Below are 23,269 nucleotides of genomic sequence, written 5' to 3'. Positions count from 1 at the left end.
TGGTCCATCGTTGATGGATCAGGCAAGCATACGCACACTTGCTGGACGGCGAAAGGCCGGGGATTCCGGTGTGCAGGCAGGGTTTACGGCGTTTCCAGTATCGATTCAACCCAGTCCCTCGCGGACGCAAAAGCGGCATCGGAGGTGTGCGGGGCAATGGACGCAGGCTGCTTGTCAGCGCGCGCATATGAGCCCAGGAACCGCGTGGCGGGGCTGATCCGGTGCAGGCCGGCCAGCGCATCCGCCACCCGCGCATCCCGGGCGTGTCCATCGGCGTCGATACTGAAAAAGTAGTGCCCCAAATACTGCCCCGTGGGACGGGACTCGATGCGGCTGAGGTTCACCCCGCGGGAGGCGAACTGGTCCAGGATGTCCATGAGCGCACCGGGGTGGTCCTCCGGAAGTGGAACCACCACGGACGTCTTGTCAGCGCCCGTTGGTTCCGGCAGGATTCCGGGCCGGGACACCAGGATGAAACGGGTGACGGCGTCCGGGTTGTCCCCGATGTTTTCACCCAGCACGGACAGCTCTGGATGCAGGGACGCAACCAAGGGAGCGCAGATTGCAGCATCATAGTGGCCGCCATCTTCCAGCAACCCCAGCGCGGCGGCAGCGGTGGAGGACCCTGGCACATAGTCGGCCTCCGGAAGGTGCTGGTCCATCCATTGCCTGCACTGCGCCCAGGCGTGGCCGTGCGTGGACACCCGTTTGATATCGGAAAGTCCGACGCCGGGCCTCGCCACCAGCACGAACGTGATGGGAACAAGGGCCTCACGGATGATCCTGAGCTCCTGGCCCGTCGCGATCGCGTCCAAAGTGGCCGTTACGCCACCCTCCACCGAGTTCTCGATCGGCACCATGGCCGCGTCCGCCTGACCGGAACGCACCCGCTCCAGCGCCGTGTTCACGTTGGTGCAGGGAATCCGTGTGGCCTTGGCGGCATCCGGCACTTGCAACAGGGCCGCCTCAGTAAAGGTGCCTTCAGGACCCAGGAACGCGTACGTTGCAGCGGACATCAAGTATTCCTTTGTGGTTATATACGCGGTGGAGCGTGGGAAATTCCGGTATCAGAGCACAACGGGCTTGAGCCCATTGTCCGAAACCATCGGCTTGCCTGCCTCGAACCACATATCCATCCCGCCCGCCACGTTCACCGCGGAGTAGCCTTGGCCAACCAGCCACTGGACGGCCCGGAAAGAGCGGCCACCGGTCCGGCAGATGACAAACAGATCCTCATCCGGGTCCAGTTCATCCAAACGGGCAGGCAACTGGTCCAGGGGGATGTGCCGCGCCCCTTCTGCGTGCCCGGCAGCCCACTCGTAGTCTTCGCGGACATCCAGGACGATTGCTTCGCCGGGAATGTCGCCCACAGGTACGGTTTCGAAGTCGCTCATGGCTGTTCCTTCCCTAGGATTTTGCTCCAGGAACCAGCCTAGTCCCAGTACGCCCGGGCAGAAACGCGGACACCCGCGGCGAAACGCGCGGACCAGCAGGTGGTTGCTAACGGGCGCCCTGGCGTTAAGACTGGGACGGAACCACCTGCCCACCACCTGCCCTGAGGAGCGCTGTATGCCCGCGCCGCAACCCACCATCCTGGCGACGTCCGGCGGCTTCAAACCCGGCGAGCGGACCCGGATCGAGTTCAACCACCTGGTGCATTATGCGGTGGAACTTTCCGGCGTCACGGGCAGGACTCCCCGGGTCACGAACATTGGCACGGCATCCGGTGACCAGCGCTGGTGGGCAGCTGAGATCGATCAGGCCGCCAAAGTGGCACAGTTCGATCTCACCCATTTGAACCTCTTCACCATGCCCAACATCGCGGACCCTGAAGCGCACCTTCTGGAGCAGGACGTGGTGTGGGTCAACGGCGGCTCGGTGGTTAACCTGCTTGCCGTCTGGCGGGCCCATGGCCTGGATTCCGTGCTCCGCAAAGCCTGGGAGGCAGGGGTGGTGCTTGCCGGTGTCTCGGCCGGATCCATCTGTTGGTACCAAGGTGGGGTCACGGATTCCTTCGGACCTGAACTGCAGCCGGTCACCAACTCGCTCGCCTTCCTGCCGTACGCCAGCGGCGTCCACTACGATTCCGAGGCCCGCCGGGCACCCGCCATCCATCAGCTGGTGGCCGACGGCACCTTGGGGGAAACGCACTGCACGGACGACGGCGTGGGGCTGGTTTACCGGGGAACGCAACTGGTGGAGGTGGTGTCCGAGGTCCGGAACAAGGCCGCCTACCGGGTCACCGCCGGCGCCGGTGAGGGCGTCGACGCCGTGGCTGTGGAGGAACGGTTGGAGCCGCGTTTCCTTGGCTGATCCGCACAGTAGTTCCCAGGACCCGGCGCACCTGACGGCCACCGGATTGCGCAACGCCCTGGCATCCGGAACGGTGTCTGCCCGTGAAGCAACCGCGCACTTCCTGGAGGTGATCCAGGATCAGAACAAGCACCTGGGCGCCTTTGTCACCGTCACGGCAGAGCAAGCATTGACCGATGCACACCGGGCCGATCAACTCTACGCACGACATAAACGTGAGCACCGCACCGCAGACCTTCCTTTGCTGCACGGCATGCCGTCTGCCTTCAAGGACCTCACGGATGTGGCCGGCGTCCCCACCACCCATGGAAGCGCTGCCCTGGATCACAAACCGGCCGCCCAGGACGGGGCGTTGGCCGCGCAGCTCAAGGGCCAGGGAGTCATTTCACTGGGCAAAACCCAGGTCCCGGAGTTCGGGCTGACCGCGTACAGCGAAAACCGCGTGGCACCGCCGTCGCGCAATCCGCATTCCCTGGGCCGAAGCTCAGGCGGCTCGTCGGGCGGAAGCGCAGCTGCCGTGGCGGCCGGATTGATCCCCTTCGCTCCAGGGACGGATGGGGGCGGCTCCATCCGCATACCCGCCGGCGCCTGCGGGTTGGTGGGCCTCAAACCCGGACGGGGATTGGTACCCTCCGGAAGTGGCACCGGAGATGCCGCGAAGCTGGTGGTCGCAGGGCCTTTGGCCCGGAATGCCGCGGATGCTGCGTTGCTTCTGGACGCCTTGGTACCGGCTGCAAGCAAGCCCGACGGCGGTTACCTCGCCGCCGTGGGCCAAGCACCTGATCCGCTGAAGATCGGCGTGAGCCTGGACAGCCCGTGGGCCGGCATCTATCCCTTCGCTGTGGAGCCGGAGGCCATGGAGGCTCTGGCCAAGGCAACTGAGGGTCTGGAGCAGGCCGGCCACCGCGTGGGCGAGGCCCCCATCCGCTATGACAACCGCTATCCCGCAGCGTTCACCACTGCCTGGACTGCCGGCGTCGGAAGTGCCCGGATAGCACCCGCGCGCGAGGCCTTGCTGACTCCCCTCACCCGGACGTTCAGGCGCCGGGCGCAGCAGCGCAGTGCTGCCAAGGTGAACGAGGCACTGAGCTTCCTCCGGACCTTTGAGCATCAAACTGTCACACAGTACTCGGAGTGGGACCTGATCATGATGCCCACCCTTGCGCAGACGCCGCGGCCCATCGGATGGTTCACCGGTGGCGGGCACAGCAGTGAGCCGTGGCCCAGTGAGTGGTCCGGGGACGCGGATGAGGACTACAAGAGGCAGTGTCAGTATGCCCCGTGGAGCTCCATGGTGAACGTGTGCGGGCTGCCGGCCATCAGCGTTCCCGTTCACCGGACAGCAGCCGGATTGCCCATGGGGATCCAGCTGATCGGGGCAATGGGCTCTGAGCTGCGGCTTCTTCAGGTAGCCGCCGTCCTGGAGGCCGCTGCCGGCGACTAACCGGTGCGTCTGACATATGGGAAGTGGTTGCCTGAAGCATTTATCGATGTGACAATGTCCGCCGTCAGTGCCAGCATTGAGAAAATGAGCACACCTCAAACGACGGCTGAGCCGGCAAAGGCTCCGGGCGATACCTCATTCTTCGGCCACCCCAAGATGCTGGCCAGCCTCTTCTCCGTGGAAATGTGGGAGCGGTTCTCCTTCTACGGCATGCAGGGCATCCTGCTCTACTACATGTACTTCACTGCCGAGCAGGGCGGCTTGTCCATCGACCAGGGGCTCGCGGCAAGCCTGGTGGGTGCTTACGGTGGCGGCGTTTACCTGTCCACCATCCTGGGAGCCTGGCTGGCAGACCGCCTGTTCGGCTCGGAAAAGGTGCTCTTCGGTTCGGCCATCATGATCATGGCCGGCCACATCGCCCTGGCCCTGCTTCCCGGCATTCCCGGCTTGGTAGCCGGCTTGGTCCTGGTGGGTGTCGGCTCGGGCGGGCTCAAAGCCAACGCCACCGCCCTCGTGGGAACCCTGTACGGGGAGAAGGATGAGCGCCGCGATGCCGGCTTCTCCATCTTCTACATGGGCATCAACATCGGCGGCCTGATTGGTCCGCTGGTGACGGGTTGGCTGCAGACCAGCTACGGCTTCCACATTGGTTTTGGTGCCGCAGCCGTGGGCATGGCAATCGGCCTGGTGATTTACGCCCTGGGCCGCAAACGCCTCCCCGATGAAGCCCACCGCGTCCCCAACCCGCTTCCTGCGAAGGACCGGACAAAATACGGCCTGATTTTCCTGGCCATCCTGATTGCCATTGGCCTCCTGCTGGGCACGGGGACCGTCAACGCCAACAACCTGGCCCGGAGCATGGCCTACGCCGCCATCGCCGCCGCGGTGATCTACCTGTTCCTGATCTTCCGCAGCCCGCTGGTCACCGCCGTCGAGCGCAAACGCGTGGTGGCCTTCATCCCGCTGTTCATTGCCTCGGCAGGGTTCTGGGCGCTGTTCCAGCAGCAGTTCACGTTCATTGCCGTGTACTCGCAAGAAAAGCTGGACCGCAACCTGTTCGGCTGGGAAATGCCAGCCGCGTGGGTCCAGTCCATCAACCCGGTGTTCATCATCATCTTCGCCGGCGTCATGGCGGCACTGTGGACCAAGCTGGGGTCCCGGCAGGCCAGCTCACCTCTGAAGTTCTCCGCAGGCCTGTTCATCATGGGCGTGGCATTCCTGGCGTTCATCCCCCTGGCCGGCGGCGGCAAGACGCCCCTGCTGGCACTGGTGGGAATCCTGTTCCTGTTCACGCTGGCGGAATTGTTCCTCTCCCCCATTGGCCTGTCCGTGAGCACCAAACTTGCTCCCAAGGCCTTCCACACCCAGATGGTTGCCCTGTTCTTCCTGTCGGTTTCGCTGGGCACCACCCTTGCGGGCATCCTCGCGGGCCTGTACAACCCGGAAGACGAGCTCCCGTACTTCCTGGGCATCGGCGGCGTGGCAGTGGTCCTGGCTGTCGGACTGGCAGCGGCAACCCCCGCCATCAAGAAGATGATGGCCGGCGTCCGGTAGATCCTTAACCAAGACGGCGGCCCTTGCTCCAGGTGGTTTTCCCACCCGGGGCAAGGGCCGCCGTCGTTCGCTTTTAAAGCGGGAGGATCAGTAGTTGTACCGGCTGGTGGAGGCGCCGATCGCCATGAAGAAGATGATGCCGAAGATCACCGTGAGTGCCACGCCGATGTAACCCATCACCAGTCCGGCGATCGCCATTCCCTTGCCGGCAGGCTCGCGCTTCAGGCCCAGGTGACCCAGGATCACTGCGGCAATCTGCGGGAGGATGAAGAATCCGAAGCCCACAAAAATCGCGATGCCACAGCACATGCTGGCAATGCTCAGGCCCTTCGGCTCCGCCTGCATTGCGTAGTACGCGGGCTGGCCGTAGGGGTTGGGCTGGCCGTAGGGTTGCTGGCCGAATGCCTGCTGCTGGTACGGGCTGGGCGGCTGGCCGTAGGGTGACGGCGGCTGCTGGCTGTAGTCGCCGGGCGTGTAGGAGGTCTGCTCGTACGGCGGAATGGGCTGCGTGGCGTTGGCGCCCTGATCGTACTGCTGGCTTTGGTCGAACGACGGCGGCGGCGGAACGGACCCGCTGTGGCCCGCGGCGTTGTGATCCGGGCCGGGGGTTGGGACGTTTGATTCGGGCGCACTGAACTGCGCCGGCGGAACGTACTGCGGCGGCTCGTAGCCGGACGGCGTGTCCTGGTTGGAACCGGATTGCTGGTCTGACATAGGAATCCCCCTGAAAGTGGTCTTTGCACCAACATTACCGCCGTACGGGGCACCGCATAAGGTAGCCGCGTGCGGTGACGACGCACTTCGGCAAGATTCATGCATATGCATGGAATATCCCAGCTCTCCCGGCCGTTGTCCTTAATAGCGACGTAAGCAGCGCTCAACGGAAAATCTGCGGGATTCCGGTCCTGCAAGAGGAGGAATCATGGGTAACTTCGACGGCAAGTCAGCAATTGTCACCGGCGGCGGGTCCGGACTCGGCGAGGCGATCAGCAAGGACCTCGCCAAGAACGGCGTCAAAGTGGTGGTTGTGGACGTCAACCTTGACGCCGCCACACGCGTTGCTGACCAGATAACGTCCGACGGCGGCACTGCAGTACCGTTCCAGGGCAACACCGCGGTGGCCGAGGACAGCAAAAAAGCCGTCGACTTTGCCGTGGAGACCTACGGCGGACTCAACTACGCAGTGAACAACGCCGGCATTGGCGGAGCCAGCGCTCCCGTGGGGGAAATCGACATCGAGGACTGGGACCGCGTGATCGCCATCAACCTCAGCGGCGTCCTTTACGGCATGCGGTACCAGATCCCGGCGATCCTTAAATCCGGCGCTTCCGAGGGCGCCATCGTCAACATGGCATCCATTCACGGAACCGTCGCAGCGCCGGGCAATGCCGCTTACACCGCGGCCAAGCACGGCGTGGTGGGCATGACAAAGAATGCAGCAGCCGAGTACGGCGCCCAGGGCCTCCGCGTTAACGCCATCGGCCCCGGCTACATTGAGACGCCACTCCTTGCCGCAGCACCCAAGGAAGTCATTAACGGACTTGAGGCCAAGCATTCACTGGGACGCCTTGGCCAGCCGGACGAGATTGCGGGCGTCACCACCTTCCTCCTCTCGGACAAGGCCAGCTTCATGACGGGCTCCTACGTTCTGGTGGATGGCGGCTACACGGCCGTCTAGGTCCGCTTGTACCACGCAGGTGGTGTCCAGCATTCGGCGTCACGTAGGCCGGATGCCGGACACTTCCTGTCGGCAGGCCGCTGGGTCTGGCATGCTGGACCCCATGGCTAGCCGAGCGGGCACAGTTGCCCTTCCCCAGGACCTTGTAGACATCACAGCTTTGCTGGACGCGTACTTTGACGTCACCCCGGACTTGGGCGACCCCGCGCAGCGCGTGGCCTTTGGAACGTCCGGACACCGTGGTTCCAGCCTGAAGGCATCCTTCAACGAACCCCATATCCTGGCAATCACCCAGGCGATCGTGGAATACCGCGGCCGCCAGGGCATCACCGGCCCCCTCTTCATCGGCCGGGATACGCACGCCCTCAGCGAGCCCGCACAGAACTCCGCGCTGGAAGTCCTGGCGGCCAACGGCGTCACAGTGCTGGTGGACGCCCGCCACGCCTACACGCCCACCCCGGCGCTGAGCCACGCAATCCTCAAGTACAACCGCGAGGCCGCCCCTGGCTCACCCCAGGCGGACGGAATCGTGGTCACCCCCAGCCACAACCCGCCGGCAGACGGCGGCTTCAAGTACAACCCTCCCCACGGTGGTCCCGCAGACACTGACGCCACAGGCTGGATTGCGGACCGTGCAAACCAGCTCCTGGAGAACGGGCTCCGCGGAGTCAAGCGCATGCCCCTGAACGATGCCCTAGTTGCGGACACCACGGGGAAGTTCGATTTCCTCAGCAGCTACGTGGATGATCTTCCTTCCGTGCTGAACCTTGAGGCGATCCGCAACGCTGGAGTCCGCATCGGCGCAGACCCCATGGGCGGAGCCTCCGTTGATTACTGGGGCGAGATCGGCGAGCGCCACCAGTTGGACCTCACCGTGGTCAACCCCACCGTGGACCCGCAGTGGGCCTTCATGACCCTGGACTGGGACGAGAAGATCCGCATGGATTGCTCCTCCCCTTCCGCCATGGCGTCCCTCATCAAGCGCATGTCCGTTGGCGCCGACGGCACCACCGCTTATGACATCGCCACCGGTAACGACGCCGACGCCGATCGCCACGGCATTGTCACACCTTTGGTTGATGGGGTGGGTGGCCTCATGAATCCCAACCATTACCTCGCCGTCGCCATCGACTACCTGTACCGGAACCGCAGCGGCTGGAACCCGGAGTCCGTGGTGGGCAAGACGCTTGTTTCTTCCTCAATCATCGACCGCGTTGCCGCCGGATTGGGCCGGAAGCTGGTGGAGGTCCCCGTGGGCTTCAAGTGGTTCGTTCCGGGGCTGTTGTCCGGGGAAGGCGCCTTCGGCGGCGAAGAGTCTGCCGGCGCATCATTCAACAAGCTGGACGGTTCCGTGTGGACCACGGACAAGGACGGCATCCTGCTGGCCCTGCTCGCGTCTGAGATCACCGCCGTAACCGGGTCTTCGCCTTCGCAGCTGTACAAGGGCCTCACCGACCAGTTCGGTGCACCCGTTTACGCCCGCATCGATGCCGCCGCCACCCGTGACCAGAAGTCCAAGCTGGGCAAGCTCTCCGCTGCCGACGTCACGGCCACATCCCTTGCAGGCGAGGAGATCACCGCCAAGCTCACGGAAGCACCCGGCAACGGTGCATCCATTGGCGGCCTGAAGGTTGTCACCGAGAACGCCTGGTTCGCCGCCCGCCCGTCAGGCACGGAGGACGTCTACAAGATTTACGCGGAGTCCTTCAAGGGTGCCGACCACCTGGCGCAGGTGCAGCAGGAAGCCAAGGCATTGGTGGACGGCGTCATCGCCTGACCGCCCCTCTCTCACAGAGCGTTCGAGGGGGCCTACCGGTCGGGGCTTGCCGGGCTGTCCAGGAGTGCGCGGAGGAGTTGTTCCATCGGCTCGGTGAGCTGCTCACGGGACGCCGTTGAAAGTGGCTGCACTTCCGTGGAAGTCCGCAGCATGACGAGTCCCAACATGGTGGCGATTGCTATCTGTGCCCTGAGCAACAGCGGCTGCGAGGCCGGATCATCCAGCCTCCACCCTGCGGCCTCTGCGAGCTTTTCCGTATAAGCCTCCAACGTCCTGCGCCGGATCCTGTCCGCATTCTCGTCACCGGACGAGCGCAGCAGGAGCAGGAGCTGCAGCGGATCGTCGGGATTCGGCGCTTCCACCACATGGGTGAGGAGCCGGGCAATGACGTCGTCGACGCCGGCGGGCCGGGTCCGCGGATCCAACTCGTCAAAGGTGCGGTTCATGCAGGCTTCAAAAAGCCCTTCCTTGGATCCGAAATAGCGGCTGATCAACGCGACATTCACACCGACGTCACCAGCTATATGGCGGACAGTGGTGGCGCGATAGCCTTCGGTGGCGAACCGGCGTCGGGCGGCCCGCACCAGCGCGCGGCGGGTGGCATCGGCGTCGCGACCGGAGCGGACAAGCTCCTCGTCTAAAGATGCTGCTTCAGTGGCCACTGCTATGGACTTATCGGTTTCACTGCTCACCTCTCTACTGTAGCCCGGCAGCATTCAAAGTAAACGCTTGTTGACATGATCATTTGGACAGGTCTACCCTCGAAGTAATCAAACGTTTACATGCCGAGGAGCATCATGTCCGCAGCAACCACGGAGCACCCAACACCCGGGGCCGCACCGCAATCACGGGGCAAACGCTCCCGCGGCACCGCGATCATCGCCTACCTTTCCCTGGGCGGGCTCTCGTTCGCAGTACTGCAGTCCCTCGTGGCTCCTGCCTTGGGGACCATCGGGAAGGATCTTGGCGTTTCCACCAGCGACGCCAGCTGGGTACTGACCGCCTACTTGCTCTCGGCTTCCGTTCTGACCCCCATCCTGGGCCGCCTCGGTGACATGGTGGGCAAACGAAAAGTCCTAATCGTTGTCCTTTTCCTCCTGTTGGCCGGTGCGGTTCTGGCCGCGCTTGCGCCCAACCTCACCGTGCTGATCGTCGGCCGGGTACTTCAGGGAGCCGCAGGCGCAGTCATGCCGCTGTCCATTGGGATCGTCCGCGACGAGCTTCCGAAAGAACGCGTGAGCGTCACCATCGGATTGCTTTCCGCTATTTTCGGGATCGGGGCCGGAGTCGGAATCGTCGCAGCCGGCCCGATTGTTGAATCCCTGTCCTGGCATTGGCTGTTCTGGCTGCCTGCCGGCCTGGTGGTGATCGCCCTGTTGGGTGCCATCTTTGGCATGCCCGAATCGCCGGTGCGTACGCCCGGCCGCTTGGACTGGCTGGGCACCGGAATCTTGTCCGCAGGTCTCGTGGCCGTTCTTTTGGCGATCAGCGAAGGCCAAAACTGGGGCTGGGGTGACGGCAAGACCCTGAGCCTGCTGATCGGCGGAGGCATTGCCCTCATCGCATTCGTCCTGGTGGAATTGCGCGTCGCAGAGCCTTTGATCGATGTCCGCCTCTTCCGCATCCGGGGCGTCTGGACAGCGCATGTGGTTGCCTTGGCCTTCGGGTTCGCCATGTTCGGCACTTTCGTCCTGGTTCCCACCATCCTGCAACTTCCCAGCGTGCTGGGGTACGGCTTCGGCAAAACCGTCAGCGAGGCAGGCCTCTATCTGCTGCCCACGGTGGTGGCGATGGTCATCTCCGGCGTTGTTGCCGGCGCACTCATTCGCAAGGTCGGACCGAAAATCCCCATGATCGTCGGAGCCGTTGCGGTGACCATCGCCTTCGTGATTCCAGCCCTTGGACATGGCGAAGAGTGGCAGATCATTATTTCCGGAATCCTGACGGGCATCGGGATCGGCATGGCACTTGCTGCTACGTCCAACGCCATCGTTGAAAGCGTCCCCGCGGCCCAGACCGGAGAGGCAATCAGCGCCAATACGGTGCTCCGGACCATCGGCAGCAGCATCGGAACAGCCGTCATCGCGGCCTTGATCTCCTCGAACATCACTCCGCAGGGCGCGCCGTCGGATGACGCCTTTACTCTCGGTTTCTGGGTTTCAGCGGGTATCGGAGTGCTGGCGTTGCTCGCAGCCCTGGTTGTCCCCTCCCGCGTGCAGCGGCGCCGGAATGCGGCGTCCGCCGGAGTTGACGACTTTGACGAGTTGGAGAAGCACTGACGCAAGGGCACCCGGCCAGCGGCCGTGCGGGACGTGAGAGAGGAAGTCCCACAAACCGTAGGGATCTGAGAGAACAACGGTGGTTGCTCTCTCACATCCCGACCCGTTCACGTGGTTGCTCTCTCACATCCCGACGCTTAAACAGGAACGCTCCTGCACATGACGTGCAGGAGCGTTGCCTTTTAAGCGATGAAGACTAGACCGTGCGGACAACGTCCTCGTAAGCGAACTTGGGCTTGGCGTCGCCCCAGGCATCAGGACCCGGCTGACCGATGTTGACCACCAGGAAGCTCTTCTGGTCGCCGGCGGGGAAGAACTCGGCGTCGATGGCCGCGAAGTCGGCGCCGGTCATGGGGCCGGCGGCGAAACCGAGCGAACGGACGGCGAGGATGAAGTAGCCTGCCTGCAGGTGCGCGTTGTTGTTGCCGGTGGAGGCAGCAAGTTCCGCATTGTCGTCGTACATGGCCTTGGGGGCGTTGTATCCGGGGAGGAAGTTGTCCCACTGGCCCTGCCAGTTGGTGTCGTAGGACAGGACTGCCACCAGCGGTGCCGAAGCGGTCTTGGCCTGGTTTCCGCGGGAGAGCGTGTCAACCAGCTTTGCGCGGGCCTCGTCCGAGCGGACGTAGGTTACGCGGAGGGGCTGGGAGTTGAAGGCGGTGGGGCCGAACTTGGTGAGCTCGTAGATGGCGCGGGCCTGCTCTTCGCTGACTTCACCGGCAAAGCTGTTGGCCGTGCGGGCTTCGGCAAAAATGGCGTCGACTGCTGCGGCGTCAATGACTGCTTCTTCGTGGGCAATCGTCATGGTGAACCTTTCGCTGGGCCTGACCCTGAGCCGGCCGGGCACTTCTGCTTTCCATAGTTGCAACTTCAACTACCTTTGTCCTCTTCCCATGACGGCCCGTGACGTTGCGCACACAGCGTGACTCCGCGCGTCGTTTCCTAGCGTTGCGAGGCCCGTTGTGCGCGCTCCCAGGCGAGCGAGGCGCGTAGAGCAGGCCCCGCAATGGCGGTAATGTTGCACCGAATCCCAACACTCTTCCCAGGAAGGCCCGCCATGAGCATGCTCGGCATGAAATGGAAGCTCCACGGCAACGGCAAGTCCATTCGCCCCGGCCACGTAGTAGCTCCCGATGAGCGGCTCGCGTGGCCCCTGACCATCGGCATCGGCATGCAGCACGTTGTTGCCATGTTCGGCGCCACGTTCCTGGTGCCCATCATCACGGGCATGCCACCGGCCACCACCCTGTTCTTCTCGGGCATCGGCACCCTGCTGTTCCTGGTCATCACCAAGGGCCGCGTTCCCAGCTACCTCGGGTCCAGCTTCGCCTTCATTGCGCCCATCATGGCGTCGCAGCAGCAGTACGGCGTGGCTGGCGCCTTGGGCGGCGTGGTGCTTGCCGGCGTCGTGCTGGCCATCATTGGTGCGATCGTCCAGAAGTTTGGCGCCGAGTGGATCAACAAACTGATGCCGCCGATCGTCACGGGTGCAATCGTGGCGCTGATCGGCTTGAACCTGGCGCCGGCCGCGAAGAACAACTTCGACCTCGCGCCGGTTACGGCGCTCATCACACTTGTCACGATCATCCTGGTCAGCGTCCTGTTCCGCGGCATTTTGGGCCGCCTGAGCATTCTGGTGGGCGTTGTGGTGGGGTACATCGTTGCGATGATGCGCGGCGAAGTGTCCTACGAAAAGATGGACGCCGCCGCCTGGATCGGCCTGCCGCAGTTCCAGACGCCCGAGTTCCACCTTGGAGTGGTGGGCCTCTTCGTTCCGGTGGTTCTGGTGCTGGTGGCTGAGAACGTGGGCCACGTGAAGTCGGTTGCGGCAATGACGGGGCAGAACCTCGACGGCGTCTCCGGCCGCGCGCTGATGGCCGACGGCGCCGCGACGGTACTTGCCGGGTTCGGCGGCGGTTCCGGAACCACGACTTACGCGGAAAACATCGGCGTCATGGCCGCCACCAAGGTGTATTCGACGGCGGCCTACTGGGTGGCCGGTATCTTCGCCATCCTGCTGAGCTTCTCCCCGAAATTCGGCGAACTCATCGCCACCGTCCCGCCGGGTGTCCTGGGCGGCGCAGCAACCATGCTGTACGGCATGATTGGCGTCCTCGGTGTGAAGATCTGGGTCCAGAGCAAGGTCAATTTCTCCAACCCCATCAACCTGACCACCGCCGCCGTCGCGCTGATCATCGGCATTGCGGATTACACCTGGACCATTGGCGAGCTCAAGTTCACTGGCATTGCCCTCGGTTCCGCCGCTGCCTTGGTGATTTATCACGGCATGAAGGGACTGGCTCTCTGGCGCGGGACTGTTGCCGAGCCCGAGACCGAAACCGCGGGCCTGCCGCCGGCCGCGAAGTCGGCGATGAATGCCGCGGCCAAGCGGGGCGGGAAGAAGGGGAAGTAGGCAGGACGCCGTAATAGTCAGCTTGCTTAGTACCCGCTCCTTCCTTAGGCTTGAACCGGTCACACAAACGACTCTCACCGCAGAGGTCCGCTCCCACAAGGGCGGCCGAACAAGAGGAGGAACAGTGTCAGAACACAACATCTCAGGCAAGAAGGTTGCATTCCTGCTGACGGACGGCGTGGAGCAGGTTGAACTCACCAGCCCTTGGCAGGCAGTGAAGGACGCAGGCGGCGAGCCCACCCTGATCGCTCCGGAAAAGGGTTCGATCCAGGGGTACAACGGCACCGAGCCGGGCGACACCTTCGACGCGACCCTGGCCGTAGCCGACGCCAACGCATCCGACTTCGACGCGCTGGTTCTGCCCGGCGGCGTGGTCAACGCGGACAACCTCCGCGTGGACAAGGACGCCCAGAACTTCACCCGCGCGTTCTTTGAACAGCACAAGCCCGTGGCATCGATCTGCCACGGACCCTGGCTCCTCATCGACGCCGGCGTCATCAAGGGCCGCAACGTCACCTCCTTCCACACACTGCAAACGGACCTCAAGAACGCAGGGGCCAACTGGAGCGACGAGGAAGTGGTGGTTGACCAGGGCCTGGTCACCAGCCGCAACCCCGACGACCTCCCCGCCTTCAACGCCAAGGTTGTAGAGGAAATCTCCGAGGGCCAGCACGCAGGCCAAACCGCCTAGCGGAGCCTGAACAGCCCACGGCGAGTGCCGCCGTCGTACTTTCACAAGAAGTACGACGGCGGCACTTCCCTTAAGCGGCTGGGCGTACTTACGCTGGGGACGCTGCAGGGTGGCAGCACTGATGAAAGGCACAGATGCGCAAAGTTACCGCCGGCCTCTTCCACTCCGTGGATGGTGTGGTCCAGGACCCGTTCAAGTTCCAGTTCGACAGCTTCGACGAGGACCTGGGCAAGGGCCTCACCAAGATGATCAACTCGGTGGATACCGTGGTGCTGGGCAGGGTCAGCTACCAGGAGTGGGCCCAATATTGGCCTAATGCGACGGAGGACGACGACTTCGCCAGATTCATCAACCCAGTCGAAAAGTTCGTCGCATCGCGCACCCTCAAAGAACCCCTTGAATGGGAGAACTCGCACCTGATTGAGGGCAGCGTGGAAGAGTTCGTCACGGGCCTCAAGTCGCGGGAAGGCGGCGAGATCGCCGTATGCGGCAGCATCTCACTGGTACGCCAGCTCCTGTTCGCCGGCGTCTTGGACGAGCTAACGCTCATGACGCACCCGGTCATCGCGGGCAGTGGACGGCGCCTCTTTGACGACGGGGATCCCCTGAACCGGCTCGTGCTGGAGGACCAGTACGCTACCAGCAAGGGCAACGTGGTGACCACCTACAGCGTGCGAAAAGACTGAACGCACGACGGCGGCGCTCACCGAGGACTGCCGCCCCTAAGCACGATCACCCCAGCAGCAACGCGGACCCCAGCTCGCTTCTGAAATAGAGCACACTATGGCCGTACCGCGTCGATGTCACCAAGCCGGCGTCCCTGAGCGCCCTGAGGTGCTGATTCACAGCGGACGCGGTGACGCCGAAGCGCACGCCGAGTTCAGTGGATGATGCAGGCGCTGCCAAGGCAGTCAGCAAACTGGTCCTGACGTCGCCGAGCACCGCCACGACAGCGGCGGGGTTCCGAACATGTTCCGCCTCCCACATGGCGCCCTGCCCCCGCGCAGGGTACATGAGCATCGGCGGATCGCCGTGGTTCACCGGTGCGGATGCCCTGCGGGTGAACATCGTGGGAACAAGGGTCAACCCCAGTCCGTCAGTCTTCTCAGTTCGAGATTCCGGGTTCTTCATCCGCACAGATATGACGCGGCCGTCGAACCCCACAGCCCCGGACAAATCGTTGAGCATTGTGAACAGCCCACCCTGGGCGATCTGCCGCCCGCGGTAGACGATATCCGCTTCCAGGATGGTCCGCATGCGCGGCCAATGCGGTGAGAAGCAAGTATCCCAAAATTCCCTGAGGATAAGGACCATGCGCCGGACGGCCGATCGCGTCGATCCGCCGAAGACCGCGGGCACCACACCATGGACCCGGATCAGGTCGCCATGAAATCTCTCAGCGGAAATCCGCTCCAACGTCGCGAACTCGTCGTCGATCCGGGTCAGCGGCGACTGAGGCCTGGGGTTGAGGAAGTCCGGCGTCCACAGCCGGTCATCGACCAAGGCAAGCAAACCCTCGAGGTCCAACCGCGAACGGGCCTCTTCAGTTCGACGCAGCCACGGCAGTTGAAGGGGGTACTGGCTGGGGTCCCGGATAGCCCTCAGGGAAAGGCCCAGTTCGCACAGGGGTGAGATGCCAAAACGCACGCCGCCCAGATCTGCCTCGGTCAATTCGTACTTCAACATCAAGCACAACGCTACATCAATACCGACACCGTCCCCAGATTGGCAAAACTGGGGCCGTGACTAACTCACCCACAGGAACTACCCCCGTTCCGAAGCACACGCTTCGCGCAGCGCTGTCCGAACCCACCCTTAAGATCCTCGCCTCCGCCATCCTCGTGTCCACCTTGGGCCGCGGCATCTTCCTCACCCTGACCGTTTTGTACTTCAGCCGCTTTGTGGGCCTGAGTGCAGCGGAAATCGCCCTGATTCTCTCCATCTCCAGCGGGGTTGGCGTCGCTACGTCGTACATCGGCGGTCGACTGGCCGACCGCTTCTCCGCGCGTCGGCTTCTGGTGGGGATGGTAGCCGTCCAAGGTTTCGCGATCGCAAGCTATACATTCGCCGGAAACTTCGGCGCCGCCGTCGTCATTGCCTGCATTACGGTGGGCGTGGACCGGGGTGCCAATGCAACACGCTCAGCGATCATCGCCCGGGCATTTGAGGGTCCCAACCGGGTAAATGCGCGTGCGGTCCTCCGGACTGTTACAAATGGGGGCATCGCAGTGGGTGGCATGATCGCCGGACTCGCATTGCTGGCCGGAACCGCCGAGGCATTCCGGGTCATGATGGTCAGCGCAGGTGTGGTCTACATCCTGAGTGCACTGCACCTCCGCCGCCTCCCCAACCGGGTCAACGCTCCCCGCCACGACCCCGCCAACGCTGCTCCGATGCGGGGGATCTCCCCCTTCCGGGACCGCCGCTACCTTCTGCTGACCGCGCTTTCAGGCATATTTGGCATGCAGTTCGGGTTGGCCGAAATGGGCGTTCCCCTGTGGATATCCCAGGACACCAGCGCGCCGGATGTGCTCATATCCGTGGTCCTTGTGATTAACACCGCGTGCGTGATCATGTTGCAAGTGCCGCTGTCCCGCGGCACCCACCAACCCCGCCATGCAGGGAAGATCGTGATGACAGGTGGGTTGCTCATGGCCGTAAGCTGCGCGCTCTACGCAATGGCCGGCGGCGTGACGATGGTCGCCGCCGTCGTCCTCCTGTGTGGAGCTGCGCTGCTGCACTCTTTGGCGGAAATCCTCTCCCAGGCGGGAGCGTGGGGACTCAGCTTCGAACTCGCCAACCCACTCCAAGCCGGCGCTTACCAAGGGATGTTCGGCATGGGATCTGCCCTTGGAGCCATGCTCGCACCGCTGGTGGTGACCGCCACCGTCGTCGAACATGGCCTCGCTGGGTGGTGCGTCCTCGGCGCCGTCTTCCTGGCCTCAGCGGCAGGGATCGCCCTGATAGCACGGAAGGCATAGTGCTCCCGTGGGTAACTACTTCTTCCCAGCCTTCAAATCTGAAACCACCTTGGCGATCCGTCGCGCCCTGGTCTCCTCGGTTTTGGCGTCGCCGATGGGTTCCACGTAGCGCCGCTGGCTGCTGTAATTCAGTGTGCTGTAGAACGCCTTGGCCTCCGGCTCGGCGTCCAGGGCAGCAGCCAAGTCTTCGGGCACTTCGACCACCCGCGGCTCGGTGTCCACTTCCAGGTCGACTTCCAGGGTGTCGCCGGCCTCAACTCCGGTCAGCTTCCTGTTGGCTGCACTGACGCCCACCATGAATTTGCCGCCCATCACCGCGATGCTGCTGCGGTAGCTCTGGCCGTTCATGGTCACCACCACGGGAGGTTTCTTGCCGCCGCCCAGCCCATCAACCACGTCCGGTGGAACTTCAATGCCTGCCTTGTTGCCATCGCCAACGATGGTGGTGGTGAATTTCATGACCCAAGTATGCCGCCCGCATCCCATAGACGCACCCGAAAAGCTGGACTACGTTCAATAGCAAACAGCGCTTCACCCGGACCAAGGAGACATCATGGACGATCACGACCTTCTGGAACGCATTCAGTCGCTGGTGGAAGAAGAACACCAACTCCGCGATGCGTCGGCCAACTCCGGCGAAGACGACGGCGCCGCAGGCAGTGCGCGCTTGGCCCAACTGGAAGTGCAGCTGGACCAGTGCTGGGACCTGCTGCGCCAACGCCGGGCCAAGAAAGAAGCCGGAGGAAACCCTGACGACGCCGAGGCACGCCCGGTCAGCGAAGTGGAAGGCTACCGGCAGTAGCCCTTACGCGCCTTCAAGTACCTGACTGGTAGCCCACGCCAGGTACTTCGCGGCGTTGGCCACGGCATCAGCCACATCCGGAACACCATCCTTGCGCTGCGCCACATCCAAAAGCTGCGCCGCTGCCACAATGCCGTGCTTGGCCAGGTCCTCCGGTGTCACCGTGATCCGTCCGGCGACGGCCACCACTGGGATTCCGTGCACGCTGGCTGCATCGGCCAACGCGATGGGAGCCTTGCCGGTCAGCGATTGGTCATCCATGGACCCCTCACCGGTAATCACCAGGTCCGCCTCACCCAAATGCTGCGCCAGCCCGGTCAGTCCAGCCACCAAAGCGAAGCCGCCTTCCAGCGCGGCCTCGGTGTAGGCAAGGAACGACGCCGGGAACCCACCTGCTGCTCCGGCACCCGGAATGTTGACGTCCCGGCCGGTTGCTTCCCGAAGGAGCGAGGCCCAGTTGCGGAGACCGGCGTCGAGCTTCTCTACGGCGTCCTCGTCGGCACCCTTCTGGGGACCGAAAACGTACGCGGCACCTTCCGGTCCGTACAGAGGGTTTTGGACGTCCACGGCAATGCGGAACTTCACAGCGGAGAGGCGCGGATCCAGCCCGGATGCATCCACTGCGACCACGTCAGCCAAGGAACCGCCGCCCAGCGGGACCACGTTTCCGGCTGCGTCAATGGGCTTGAGCCCCAACGCGCGGAGGGCACCACTGCCGCCGTCGGACATCGCGGAGCCGCCCAGGCCCAGGACAATCTCCGTGGCTCCGGCTTCCAACGCGGCTGCAATGAGCTGGCCGCAGCCGTAGCTGTGGGCACGGAGGGCGTTTTCGGGCGTCGGCTCCATGTGCTCCAATCCGGAAGCCTGGGCCGTTTCAATGACTGCTGTGGCGCCGCCAAATGCGTCCTTGCGGATGGCCCATGACGCACCCACCGGCTTGAGGATGGGACCCACCACGGCGTTGTTCCGCTCCTCGTAACCCGCGGCAATGGCGGCATCCAGTGTGCCTTCGCCGCCGTCGGCCACGGGAAACTGTGTGGTCACGGCGTCCGGGTAGACGCGAAGGGCTCCTTCGGCCATGGCTGACGCGGCTTCGGCGGCGGTCAGGGATCCCTTGAACTTGTCCGGGGCGATGAGGATACGCATGGGTCCATCTTGCCAGCTTGGTCTGGAAAGCGCTTGCCGACCCGTAATGTTCCGTGCGAGCTACCCGTTCAGCACACGCACCGGGTCCCCCGCCAGCCACGCCTTCACGTCCTCGAACGCCCCGCCATAGAACTGCCGATAGCTCTCATGGGTCACGTAGCCGATATGCGGGGACAGTACGGTTCGACGGGAATGGATCAGCGCGTGCCCGGCAGGAAGCGGCTCCTCGTCAAAGACATCCAGTGCGGCGCCGCGAATCCAGCCTTCCTCGAGGGCCTGAACAAGCGCAGCCTCGTCCACCAAGGGACCCCTGGCGGTATTGACCAGAACGCCCTCCGGCCCCAGGAGACGCAATTCCTTGGCGCCCACAATCCCTTCGGAACGCTCGGACAACCGCAGATGCAGGGTCACCACGTCCGATTCCCGGAACAGCTCTTCCTTGGTCACTTTCCGGGCCCCCGCAGCCTTTGCCGCATCCGCAGTAAGGTTCTGGCTCCACGCGAGGACATCCATCCCAAATGCGTTGGCGTAGCGGGCCATCCGGGTACCGATCTTGCCCAGCCCCACGATGCCCAGGGTCTTGCCTTCCAGCTCGAAGCCGACGCCGGTCTGCCACCCACCCGCCCGCAGCGAGTTCTCCTCCACAGGCAGATTCCTGGCGAAGGCCAACAGCAGTGCCCACGTCAGTTCGGGAGCCGCGGCAGGTGATCCACCTGTCCCGCACACCACGATTCCACGTTCTGCCGCCGCTTTCATGTCGATCGCCGCGTTGGCCATGCCCGTGGTGACCAACAGCTTCAGGTTGGGGAGGGCATCAAGCACCGTCTGTGGAAAACGGGTCCGCTCCCGCATCGCCACAACAATGTCGAACGGCTCCAAAGCCGCCACAGCCTGCTCTTCCGAGACGAACGGTGCGCTGAACACGCTGACCTTCACGTCGTCGTCGGGCAGTGAATCCCACGGGGCGTAGTCCCCGGAGACTTGCTGGTAATCGTCAATGATGGCTAAGCGGTATGGGGTCACAAGCCCCATCCTTGCGTGCGACACCCCCGGGACTCAAGCATGGCATCACAAGGCAAAAGATTCTAACGTTGTAAAAGACGCAGAATTCCCCGCAAAAGGAGACCTCTTGGCTGATCCACGCACTATCCCGAAGCCCGAGCACCCCCGCCCGCAATTGGTTCGCGACAAGTGGATGAACCTCAACGGCACCTGGGAATTTGAGATCGACGCCGGTGACTCGGGGTGGGAGCGCGGCCTCGCCACGCGCCAACTCGCCAGCGAGATTCTGGTTCCTTTCGCACCTGAGTCGGCGCTTTCCGGGATCGAAAACGTGGATTTCATGGAAGCCGTGTGGTACCGCCGGACCGTGGATATCCCCGCCGATTGGGCCGGCTCAACGGTCCTGCTTCACTTCGGCGCTGTGGACCACGATGCCACGGTGTGGGTCAACGGTGTTGAGGTAGCCCGGCATCGGGGCGGGTTCACACAGTTTACCGCGAACCTCGCAGGAGTGGTGGAACCCGGTGGTGAAGCCGTGGTTGTGGTCCGGGCGCGTGATTCCCGGCATGGGATGCAAGCGCGGGGCAAGCAGGCAACCTGGTACAACAACACACACTGCCAGTACACGCGCACCACGGGGATCTGGCAGACAGTGTGGATGGAGGCCGTCCCCGAGGTCCACATCAGGCGGCTCACGATGACCCCCAATCTGGCCGCGTCGAGCATCAGCGTGGAGGTACCCCTGAGCCGGAACAAGGCTGGGCACACCATCACAGCCGTGCTCAGCGGCGCCGGTGCAACTGTTGAGGCACAGGGAAGGGCGGATCTGGACCTGACCCCGGTCCTGCACCTCAGCATCCCGGAGGAATCACTCCGCCCCTGGTCCATCGATGACCCCTTCCTCTACGACCTCGAGGTCACAGTGCGGGAAGGTGAGGGCGCGGTGGTGGACCACGTCAGCAGTTACACCGCAGTGCGCTCCATCGCGTTGGACGGCAAAATGGTCCGCATCAACGGCAAGCCTGTCTTCCAACGGCTTGTCCTTGATCAGGGTTACTGGCCCGAATCCCTCATGACCTCGCCGGACGATGCCGCCTTGGTCCGGGACATCCAGCTGTCCATGTCTGCGGGGTTCAACGGGGCCCGGCTGCACCAAAAGGTTTTTGAGGAGCGTTTCCTCTACCACGCAGACCGGTTGGGGTATCTGGTGTGGGGGGAATTCGGAGATTGGGGTGTGTCAGGCGGTGGAACAGTGGGCCACAACCAGCAGCCCACCGCCAGCTTTGTGGCCCAGTGGCTGGAAGTACTCATGCGGGACATCAACCACCCCTCCATCATCGGTTGGTGCCCACTGAATGAGACCCACCAGGTGCTGCACGATCGCCTGACGGTTCTGGACGACGTTACCCAAGCCATGTTTCTGGCCACCAAGCTGGCCGATCCCACCCGTCCCGTCATCGATGCCTCAGGGTACGCGCACAGGATCCGGGAGACGGACATCTACGACTCCCACTCCTATGAGCAGGAGCCTGAACGCTTCCGCGTTGAGCAGCAGGGACTTGCCGATGGCAAGCCCTACATCAACCGGAAGGATGACGGCCAGGAATACTCGGTTCCGTACGCCGGCCAGCCGTATTTCGTCTCCGAGTTTGGCGGGATCTGGTGGAACGAGGCGGAAGCGCGCCAGGCCGCAGAGGCGGCGGGCACCGACGTCGAAAGTTCTTGGGGCTACGGTCAGCGCGTGGGCAGCGTGGAGGAGTTTTACGCACGCTTTGATGGCCTGTGCCAGGTGCTGCTCAGTAATCCGGACATGTTTGGCTACTGCTACACCCAATTGACGGATGTGTTCCAGGAAAAGAATGGCATTTTCACCTTTGACCGGGGCACCAAGTTTGATCTGGACCGGCTCCGGGCAACGCAACAACGTCCGGCCGCCATCGAAACCGACGGGATGTGAGAGAGGAACTGCAGGAAAACCGACGGGATGTGAGAGAGGGGCGGGTTTAGAGCCACTCGCCGCGGCGGATCAGGACTTCCTTGAGCAGATCCAGTCGATCCGAAACCAGCCCGTCCACACCCAGGTCCAGGAGCCGGTCCATCTCTGCAGGCTCGTTGATGGTCCACACGTGTACGTCCAACCCCAGGCCGTGGGCGCGCTGAATGAACGCGGGCGTCACCACCGGCAGCTTGCCGTAGCGGACGGGCACCTGGAAAACGTCGACGCCGGACAGCAGCTTCCGTGCCAAGGGAACCGGAAGCACGGGGCCAAGGAGCACGAACACAGCGGTCACCAGGCTGCCGGCCGAAGAAGCGACCCGGCGGGACAACCGACGGAGGACAGCCCGTCGCCGGCGGTCGGAGAAACTGGTGACCAACACCCGGTCATAAATTCCGTGCTTCTCAATGGCCGCAGCCAAGGGAGCCACCGAATTCCAGTCCTTGACGTCCAGGTTGAACCGGGCCTGCGGGAATGCCGCAACAAGTTCATCAAACGTGGGCACGGATTCCACGCCGCCGATCCGCGCCGTGGCAACCTCGGCTGCGGTCAGCGAGGAAATGGTTCCCACGGAATCGGTCACGCGGTCCAAGGAAGAGTCGTGGAAGACCACAAGAACGTCGTCAGAAGTGGTGTGCACATCGGTTTCCAGGTGCACGGTCCCCAGGTCCACTGCAGCGCGGAAGGCGGCCATGGAATTCTCCAGGCCATCCAGGGAAAATCCACGGTGGGCGAAGGCCAAGGGACCCCGCGAACCGTCTTTACGGAGGAAATAGGGCAGCGTCACACCCGTAGCGTAGCCCACCCCCATCACTGCGGAACTGCGTCAGGAGTCGTGCGGAACTATCGCCACGCCGTCGCTGATGTGCACCAACGTGCGGCCGCGGCCGCCGTCGAGCTCCACCCACACTGCACTGGCGTCGCCGGTGACATCGTCAATCACGCCCGTGGACTCGAAGCCCGGGGTGAGCGTCACGTTGACGCGGTCACCCTGCCTCAGCGAGCGCCAGTGGTGATCCGGTTCCACGCGCCGCAAAGGCGCCGTGGTGAAGTCATTGATCCTGCGCTTGGCCATGATTTCCCCTGCATCTTCCAGCTAACCGGTCCGTGGCTGAAAGCCTACGGACGCAAGATGAACGCCGGTTGTATGGAGGCTGGGAAGTCGGTGACAGCCAAACTGCTGCGAAACTAGGGTC

General features: G+C 63.5%; 23 protein-coding genes. 12 read left to right on the top strand and 11 right to left on the bottom strand.

What is annotated here, in order from left to right; genetic code table 11:
• Positions 1–83: 83 nt before the first annotated feature.
• Together pheA and JOE60_RS00570 are read right to left on the bottom strand one after the other, a co-directional pair.
• Positions 84–1,016: a prephenate dehydratase gene (pheA, locus tag JOE60_RS00575; protein ID WP_167268326.1), complete on the bottom strand. Its 933-nt coding sequence runs from the start codon at positions 1,014–1,016 to the stop codon at positions 84–86.
• Positions 1,017–1,067: 51 nt separating this feature from the next.
• The gene (locus tag JOE60_RS00570; protein WP_167268324.1) at positions 1,068–1,394 is read right to left on the bottom strand and encodes a rhodanese-like domain-containing protein; all 327 of its coding nucleotides are present in this window, start codon (positions 1,392–1,394) and stop codon (positions 1,068–1,070) included.
• 175 nt (positions 1,395–1,569) lie between these two features.
• Here JOE60_RS00570 and JOE60_RS00565 point away from each other — a divergent pair, with 175 nt between their 5' ends.
• The 3 genes from JOE60_RS00565 to JOE60_RS00555 are packed head-to-tail and all read left to right on the top strand — an operon-like array spanning position 1,570 to position 5,311.
• Entirely contained in the window at positions 1,570–2,313 is a 744-nt protein-coding gene (locus tag JOE60_RS00565; protein ID WP_167268322.1) for a Type 1 glutamine amidotransferase-like domain-containing protein, read from the top strand.
• The gene (locus JOE60_RS00560) at positions 2,306–3,757 is read left to right on the top strand and encodes an amidase (protein ID WP_167268320.1); all 1,452 of its coding nucleotides are present in this window, start codon (positions 2,306–2,308) and stop codon (positions 3,755–3,757) included. The genes JOE60_RS00565 and JOE60_RS00560 overlap by 8 nt, the downstream gene beginning before the upstream one ends.
• Positions 3,758–3,811: 54 nt before the next feature.
• A complete protein-coding gene (locus JOE60_RS00555; RefSeq protein WP_167268456.1) occupies positions 3,812–5,311 on the top strand; it encodes a peptide MFS transporter in 1,500 nt (499 codons plus the stop codon).
• 87 nt (positions 5,312–5,398) lie between these two features.
• Here the strand turns inward: JOE60_RS00555 and JOE60_RS00550 are convergent, their stop codons facing one another.
• Positions 5,399–6,025 carry a DUF4190 domain-containing protein gene (locus JOE60_RS00550; protein WP_167268318.1) on the bottom strand — a complete coding sequence of 209 codons (627 nt, stop codon included), beginning with the start codon at positions 6,023–6,025 and terminating at the stop codon, positions 5,399–5,401.
• Between the two features lie 208 nt (positions 6,026–6,233).
• Between JOE60_RS00550 and JOE60_RS00545 the strand changes: the two genes are divergently transcribed.
• Positions 6,234–6,989, top strand: a complete 756-nt coding sequence (locus JOE60_RS00545; protein WP_167268317.1) for an SDR family NAD(P)-dependent oxidoreductase — start codon at positions 6,234–6,236, stop codon at positions 6,987–6,989.
• A 103-nt stretch (positions 6,990–7,092) separates the two neighbouring features.
• Positions 7,093–8,766, top strand: coding sequence for a phosphoglucomutase (alpha-D-glucose-1,6-bisphosphate-dependent) (gene pgm / locus JOE60_RS00540; RefSeq protein WP_239528776.1), 1,674 nt, complete (start codon positions 7,093–7,095; stop codon positions 8,764–8,766).
• A 32-nt stretch (positions 8,767–8,798) separates the two neighbouring features.
• On the opposite strand, the gene JOE60_RS00535 is transcribed toward pgm, so the two are convergent.
• On the bottom strand, positions 8,799–9,458 hold the full coding sequence (locus JOE60_RS00535; protein WP_204814802.1) for a TetR family transcriptional regulator: 660 nt from the start codon (positions 9,456–9,458) through the stop codon (positions 8,799–8,801).
• Between the two features lie 105 nt (positions 9,459–9,563).
• On the opposite strand from JOE60_RS00535, the gene JOE60_RS00530 reads away from it, so the two are divergent.
• The gene (locus JOE60_RS00530; RefSeq protein ID WP_167268311.1) at positions 9,564–11,045 is read left to right on the top strand and encodes an MFS transporter; all 1,482 of its coding nucleotides are present in this window, start codon (positions 9,564–9,566) and stop codon (positions 11,043–11,045) included.
• Positions 11,046–11,241: 196 nt separating this feature from the next.
• Here JOE60_RS00530 and JOE60_RS00525 read toward each other — a convergent pair whose 3' ends face one another.
• Positions 11,242–11,847 (bottom strand): malonic semialdehyde reductase, encoded by a 606-nt coding sequence (locus tag JOE60_RS00525; protein ID WP_167268309.1) that lies wholly within the window; start codon positions 11,845–11,847, stop codon positions 11,242–11,244.
• A 252-nt stretch (positions 11,848–12,099) separates the two neighbouring features.
• Here JOE60_RS00525 and JOE60_RS00520 point away from each other — a divergent pair, with 252 nt between their 5' ends.
• The 3 genes from JOE60_RS00520 to JOE60_RS00510 all read left to right on the top strand — a co-directional run bounded on the left by JOE60_RS00520 (position 12,100) and on the right by JOE60_RS00510 (position 14,832).
• A complete protein-coding gene (locus JOE60_RS00520) occupies positions 12,100–13,455 on the top strand; it encodes a uracil-xanthine permease family protein (protein ID WP_167268306.1) in 1,356 nt (451 codons plus the stop codon).
• Between the two features lie 124 nt (positions 13,456–13,579).
• Positions 13,580–14,146 (top strand): type 1 glutamine amidotransferase domain-containing protein, encoded by a 567-nt coding sequence (locus JOE60_RS00515; RefSeq protein ID WP_167268304.1) that lies wholly within the window; start codon positions 13,580–13,582, stop codon positions 14,144–14,146.
• Between the two features lie 134 nt (positions 14,147–14,280).
• Entirely contained in the window at positions 14,281–14,832 is a 552-nt protein-coding gene (locus JOE60_RS00510) for a dihydrofolate reductase family protein (RefSeq protein WP_167268302.1), read from the top strand.
• Positions 14,833–14,878: 46 nt separating this feature from the next.
• Here JOE60_RS00510 and JOE60_RS00505 read toward each other — a convergent pair whose 3' ends face one another.
• Entirely contained in the window at positions 14,879–15,832 is a 954-nt protein-coding gene (locus JOE60_RS00505) for an ArsR/SmtB family transcription factor (RefSeq protein WP_167268300.1), read from the bottom strand.
• A 56-nt stretch (positions 15,833–15,888) separates the two neighbouring features.
• Here JOE60_RS00505 and JOE60_RS00500 point away from each other — a divergent pair, with 56 nt between their 5' ends.
• Positions 15,889–17,127, top strand: a complete 1,239-nt coding sequence (locus tag JOE60_RS00500; RefSeq protein ID WP_167268298.1) for an MFS transporter — start codon at positions 15,889–15,891, stop codon at positions 17,125–17,127.
• Between the two features lie 15 nt (positions 17,128–17,142).
• On the opposite strand, the gene JOE60_RS00495 is transcribed toward JOE60_RS00500, so the two are convergent.
• Positions 17,143–17,586 (bottom strand): YdeI/OmpD-associated family protein, encoded by a 444-nt coding sequence (locus JOE60_RS00495; RefSeq protein ID WP_167268296.1) that lies wholly within the window; start codon positions 17,584–17,586, stop codon positions 17,143–17,145.
• A gap of 94 nt (positions 17,587–17,680) precedes the next feature.
• On the opposite strand from JOE60_RS00495, the gene JOE60_RS00490 reads away from it, so the two are divergent.
• Positions 17,681–17,929, top strand: a complete 249-nt coding sequence (locus JOE60_RS00490) for a DUF2630 family protein (protein ID WP_167268294.1) — start codon at positions 17,681–17,683, stop codon at positions 17,927–17,929.
• Positions 17,930–17,932: 3 nt separating this feature from the next.
• On the opposite strand, the gene JOE60_RS00485 is transcribed toward JOE60_RS00490, so the two are convergent.
• Together JOE60_RS00485 and JOE60_RS00480 are read right to left on the bottom strand one after the other, a co-directional pair.
• Positions 17,933–19,075, bottom strand: a complete 1,143-nt coding sequence (locus JOE60_RS00485) for a glycerate kinase (RefSeq protein ID WP_167268292.1) — start codon at positions 19,073–19,075, stop codon at positions 17,933–17,935.
• Between the two features lie 60 nt (positions 19,076–19,135).
• Complete coding sequence (locus tag JOE60_RS00480) at positions 19,136–20,107, bottom strand: D-2-hydroxyacid dehydrogenase family protein (RefSeq protein WP_167268290.1); 972 nt, start codon at positions 20,105–20,107, stop codon at positions 19,136–19,138.
• Positions 20,108–20,270: 163 nt separating this feature from the next.
• Here JOE60_RS00480 and JOE60_RS00475 point away from each other — a divergent pair, with 163 nt between their 5' ends.
• Entirely contained in the window at positions 20,271–22,034 is a 1,764-nt protein-coding gene (locus JOE60_RS00475; protein WP_167268454.1) for a glycoside hydrolase family 2 protein, read from the top strand.
• Between the two features lie 46 nt (positions 22,035–22,080).
• On the opposite strand, the gene JOE60_RS00470 is transcribed toward JOE60_RS00475, so the two are convergent.
• Both JOE60_RS00470 and JOE60_RS00465 read right to left on the bottom strand, forming a co-directional pair.
• A complete protein-coding gene (locus tag JOE60_RS00470) occupies positions 22,081–22,878 on the bottom strand; it encodes a glycerophosphodiester phosphodiesterase family protein (protein WP_167268288.1) in 798 nt (265 codons plus the stop codon).
• Between the two features lie 21 nt (positions 22,879–22,899).
• Positions 22,900–23,148, bottom strand: coding sequence for a hypothetical protein (locus tag JOE60_RS00465; protein WP_167268286.1), 249 nt, complete (start codon positions 23,146–23,148; stop codon positions 22,900–22,902).
• Between the last annotated feature and the right edge of the window lie 121 nt (positions 23,149–23,269).

The organism is Paenarthrobacter ilicis (genome assembly GCF_016907545.1).
Taxonomy (GTDB): Bacteria; Actinomycetota; Actinomycetes; order Actinomycetales; family Micrococcaceae; genus Arthrobacter; species Arthrobacter ilicis.
This window is presented reverse-complemented; position numbering and strand designations above follow the sequence as displayed.

What these genes read in the sequence shown, in the direction of transcription:
- JOE60_RS00485 (WP_167268292.1), bottom strand. Translation starts at nt 19,075, where the DNA reads ATGCGTATCCTCATCGCCCCGGACAAGTTCAAGGGATCCCTGACCGCC.
- JOE60_RS00555 (WP_167268456.1), top strand. Translation starts at nt 3,812, where the DNA reads ATGTCCGCCGTCAGTGCCAGCATTGAGAAAATGAGCACACCTCAAACG.
- JOE60_RS00520 (WP_167268306.1), top strand. Translation starts at nt 12,100, where the DNA reads ATGAGCATGCTCGGCATGAAATGGAAGCTCCACGGCAACGGCAAGTCC.
- JOE60_RS00550 (WP_167268318.1), bottom strand. Translation starts at nt 6,025, where the DNA reads ATGTCAGACCAGCAATCCGGTTCCAACCAGGACACGCCGTCCGGCTAC.
- JOE60_RS00525 (WP_167268309.1), bottom strand. Translation starts at nt 11,847, where the DNA reads ATGACGATTGCCCACGAAGAAGCAGTCATTGACGCCGCAGCAGTCGAC.
- JOE60_RS00480 (WP_167268290.1), bottom strand. Translation starts at nt 20,107, where the DNA reads ATGGGGCTTGTGACCCCATACCGCTTAGCCATCATTGACGATTACCAG.
- JOE60_RS00495 (WP_167268296.1), bottom strand. Translation starts at nt 17,586, where the DNA reads ATGAAATTCACCACCACCATCGTTGGCGATGGCAACAAGGCAGGCATT.
- JOE60_RS00505 (WP_167268300.1), bottom strand. Translation starts at nt 15,832, where the DNA reads ATGTTGAAGTACGAATTGACCGAGGCAGATCTGGGCGGCGTGCGTTTT.
- pgm (WP_239528776.1), top strand. Translation starts at nt 7,093, where the DNA reads ATGGCTAGCCGAGCGGGCACAGTTGCCCTTCCCCAGGACCTTGTAGAC.
- JOE60_RS00530 (WP_167268311.1), top strand. Translation starts at nt 9,564, where the DNA reads ATGTCCGCAGCAACCACGGAGCACCCAACACCCGGGGCCGCACCGCAA.
- JOE60_RS00565 (WP_167268322.1), top strand. Translation starts at nt 1,570, where the DNA reads ATGCCCGCGCCGCAACCCACCATCCTGGCGACGTCCGGCGGCTTCAAA.
- JOE60_RS00545 (WP_167268317.1), top strand. Translation starts at nt 6,234, where the DNA reads ATGGGTAACTTCGACGGCAAGTCAGCAATTGTCACCGGCGGCGGGTCC.
- pheA (WP_167268326.1), bottom strand. Translation starts at nt 1,016, where the DNA reads ATGTCCGCTGCAACGTACGCGTTCCTGGGTCCTGAAGGCACCTTTACT.
- JOE60_RS00475 (WP_167268454.1), top strand. Translation starts at nt 20,271, where the DNA reads ATGAACCTCAACGGCACCTGGGAATTTGAGATCGACGCCGGTGACTCG.
- JOE60_RS00490 (WP_167268294.1), top strand. Translation starts at nt 17,681, where the DNA reads ATGGACGATCACGACCTTCTGGAACGCATTCAGTCGCTGGTGGAAGAA.
- JOE60_RS00465 (WP_167268286.1), bottom strand. Translation starts at nt 23,148, where the DNA reads ATGGCCAAGCGCAGGATCAATGACTTCACCACGGCGCCTTTGCGGCGC.
- JOE60_RS00510 (WP_167268302.1), top strand. Translation starts at nt 14,281, where the DNA reads ATGCGCAAAGTTACCGCCGGCCTCTTCCACTCCGTGGATGGTGTGGTC.
- JOE60_RS00570 (WP_167268324.1), bottom strand. Translation starts at nt 1,394, where the DNA reads ATGAGCGACTTCGAAACCGTACCTGTGGGCGACATTCCCGGCGAAGCA.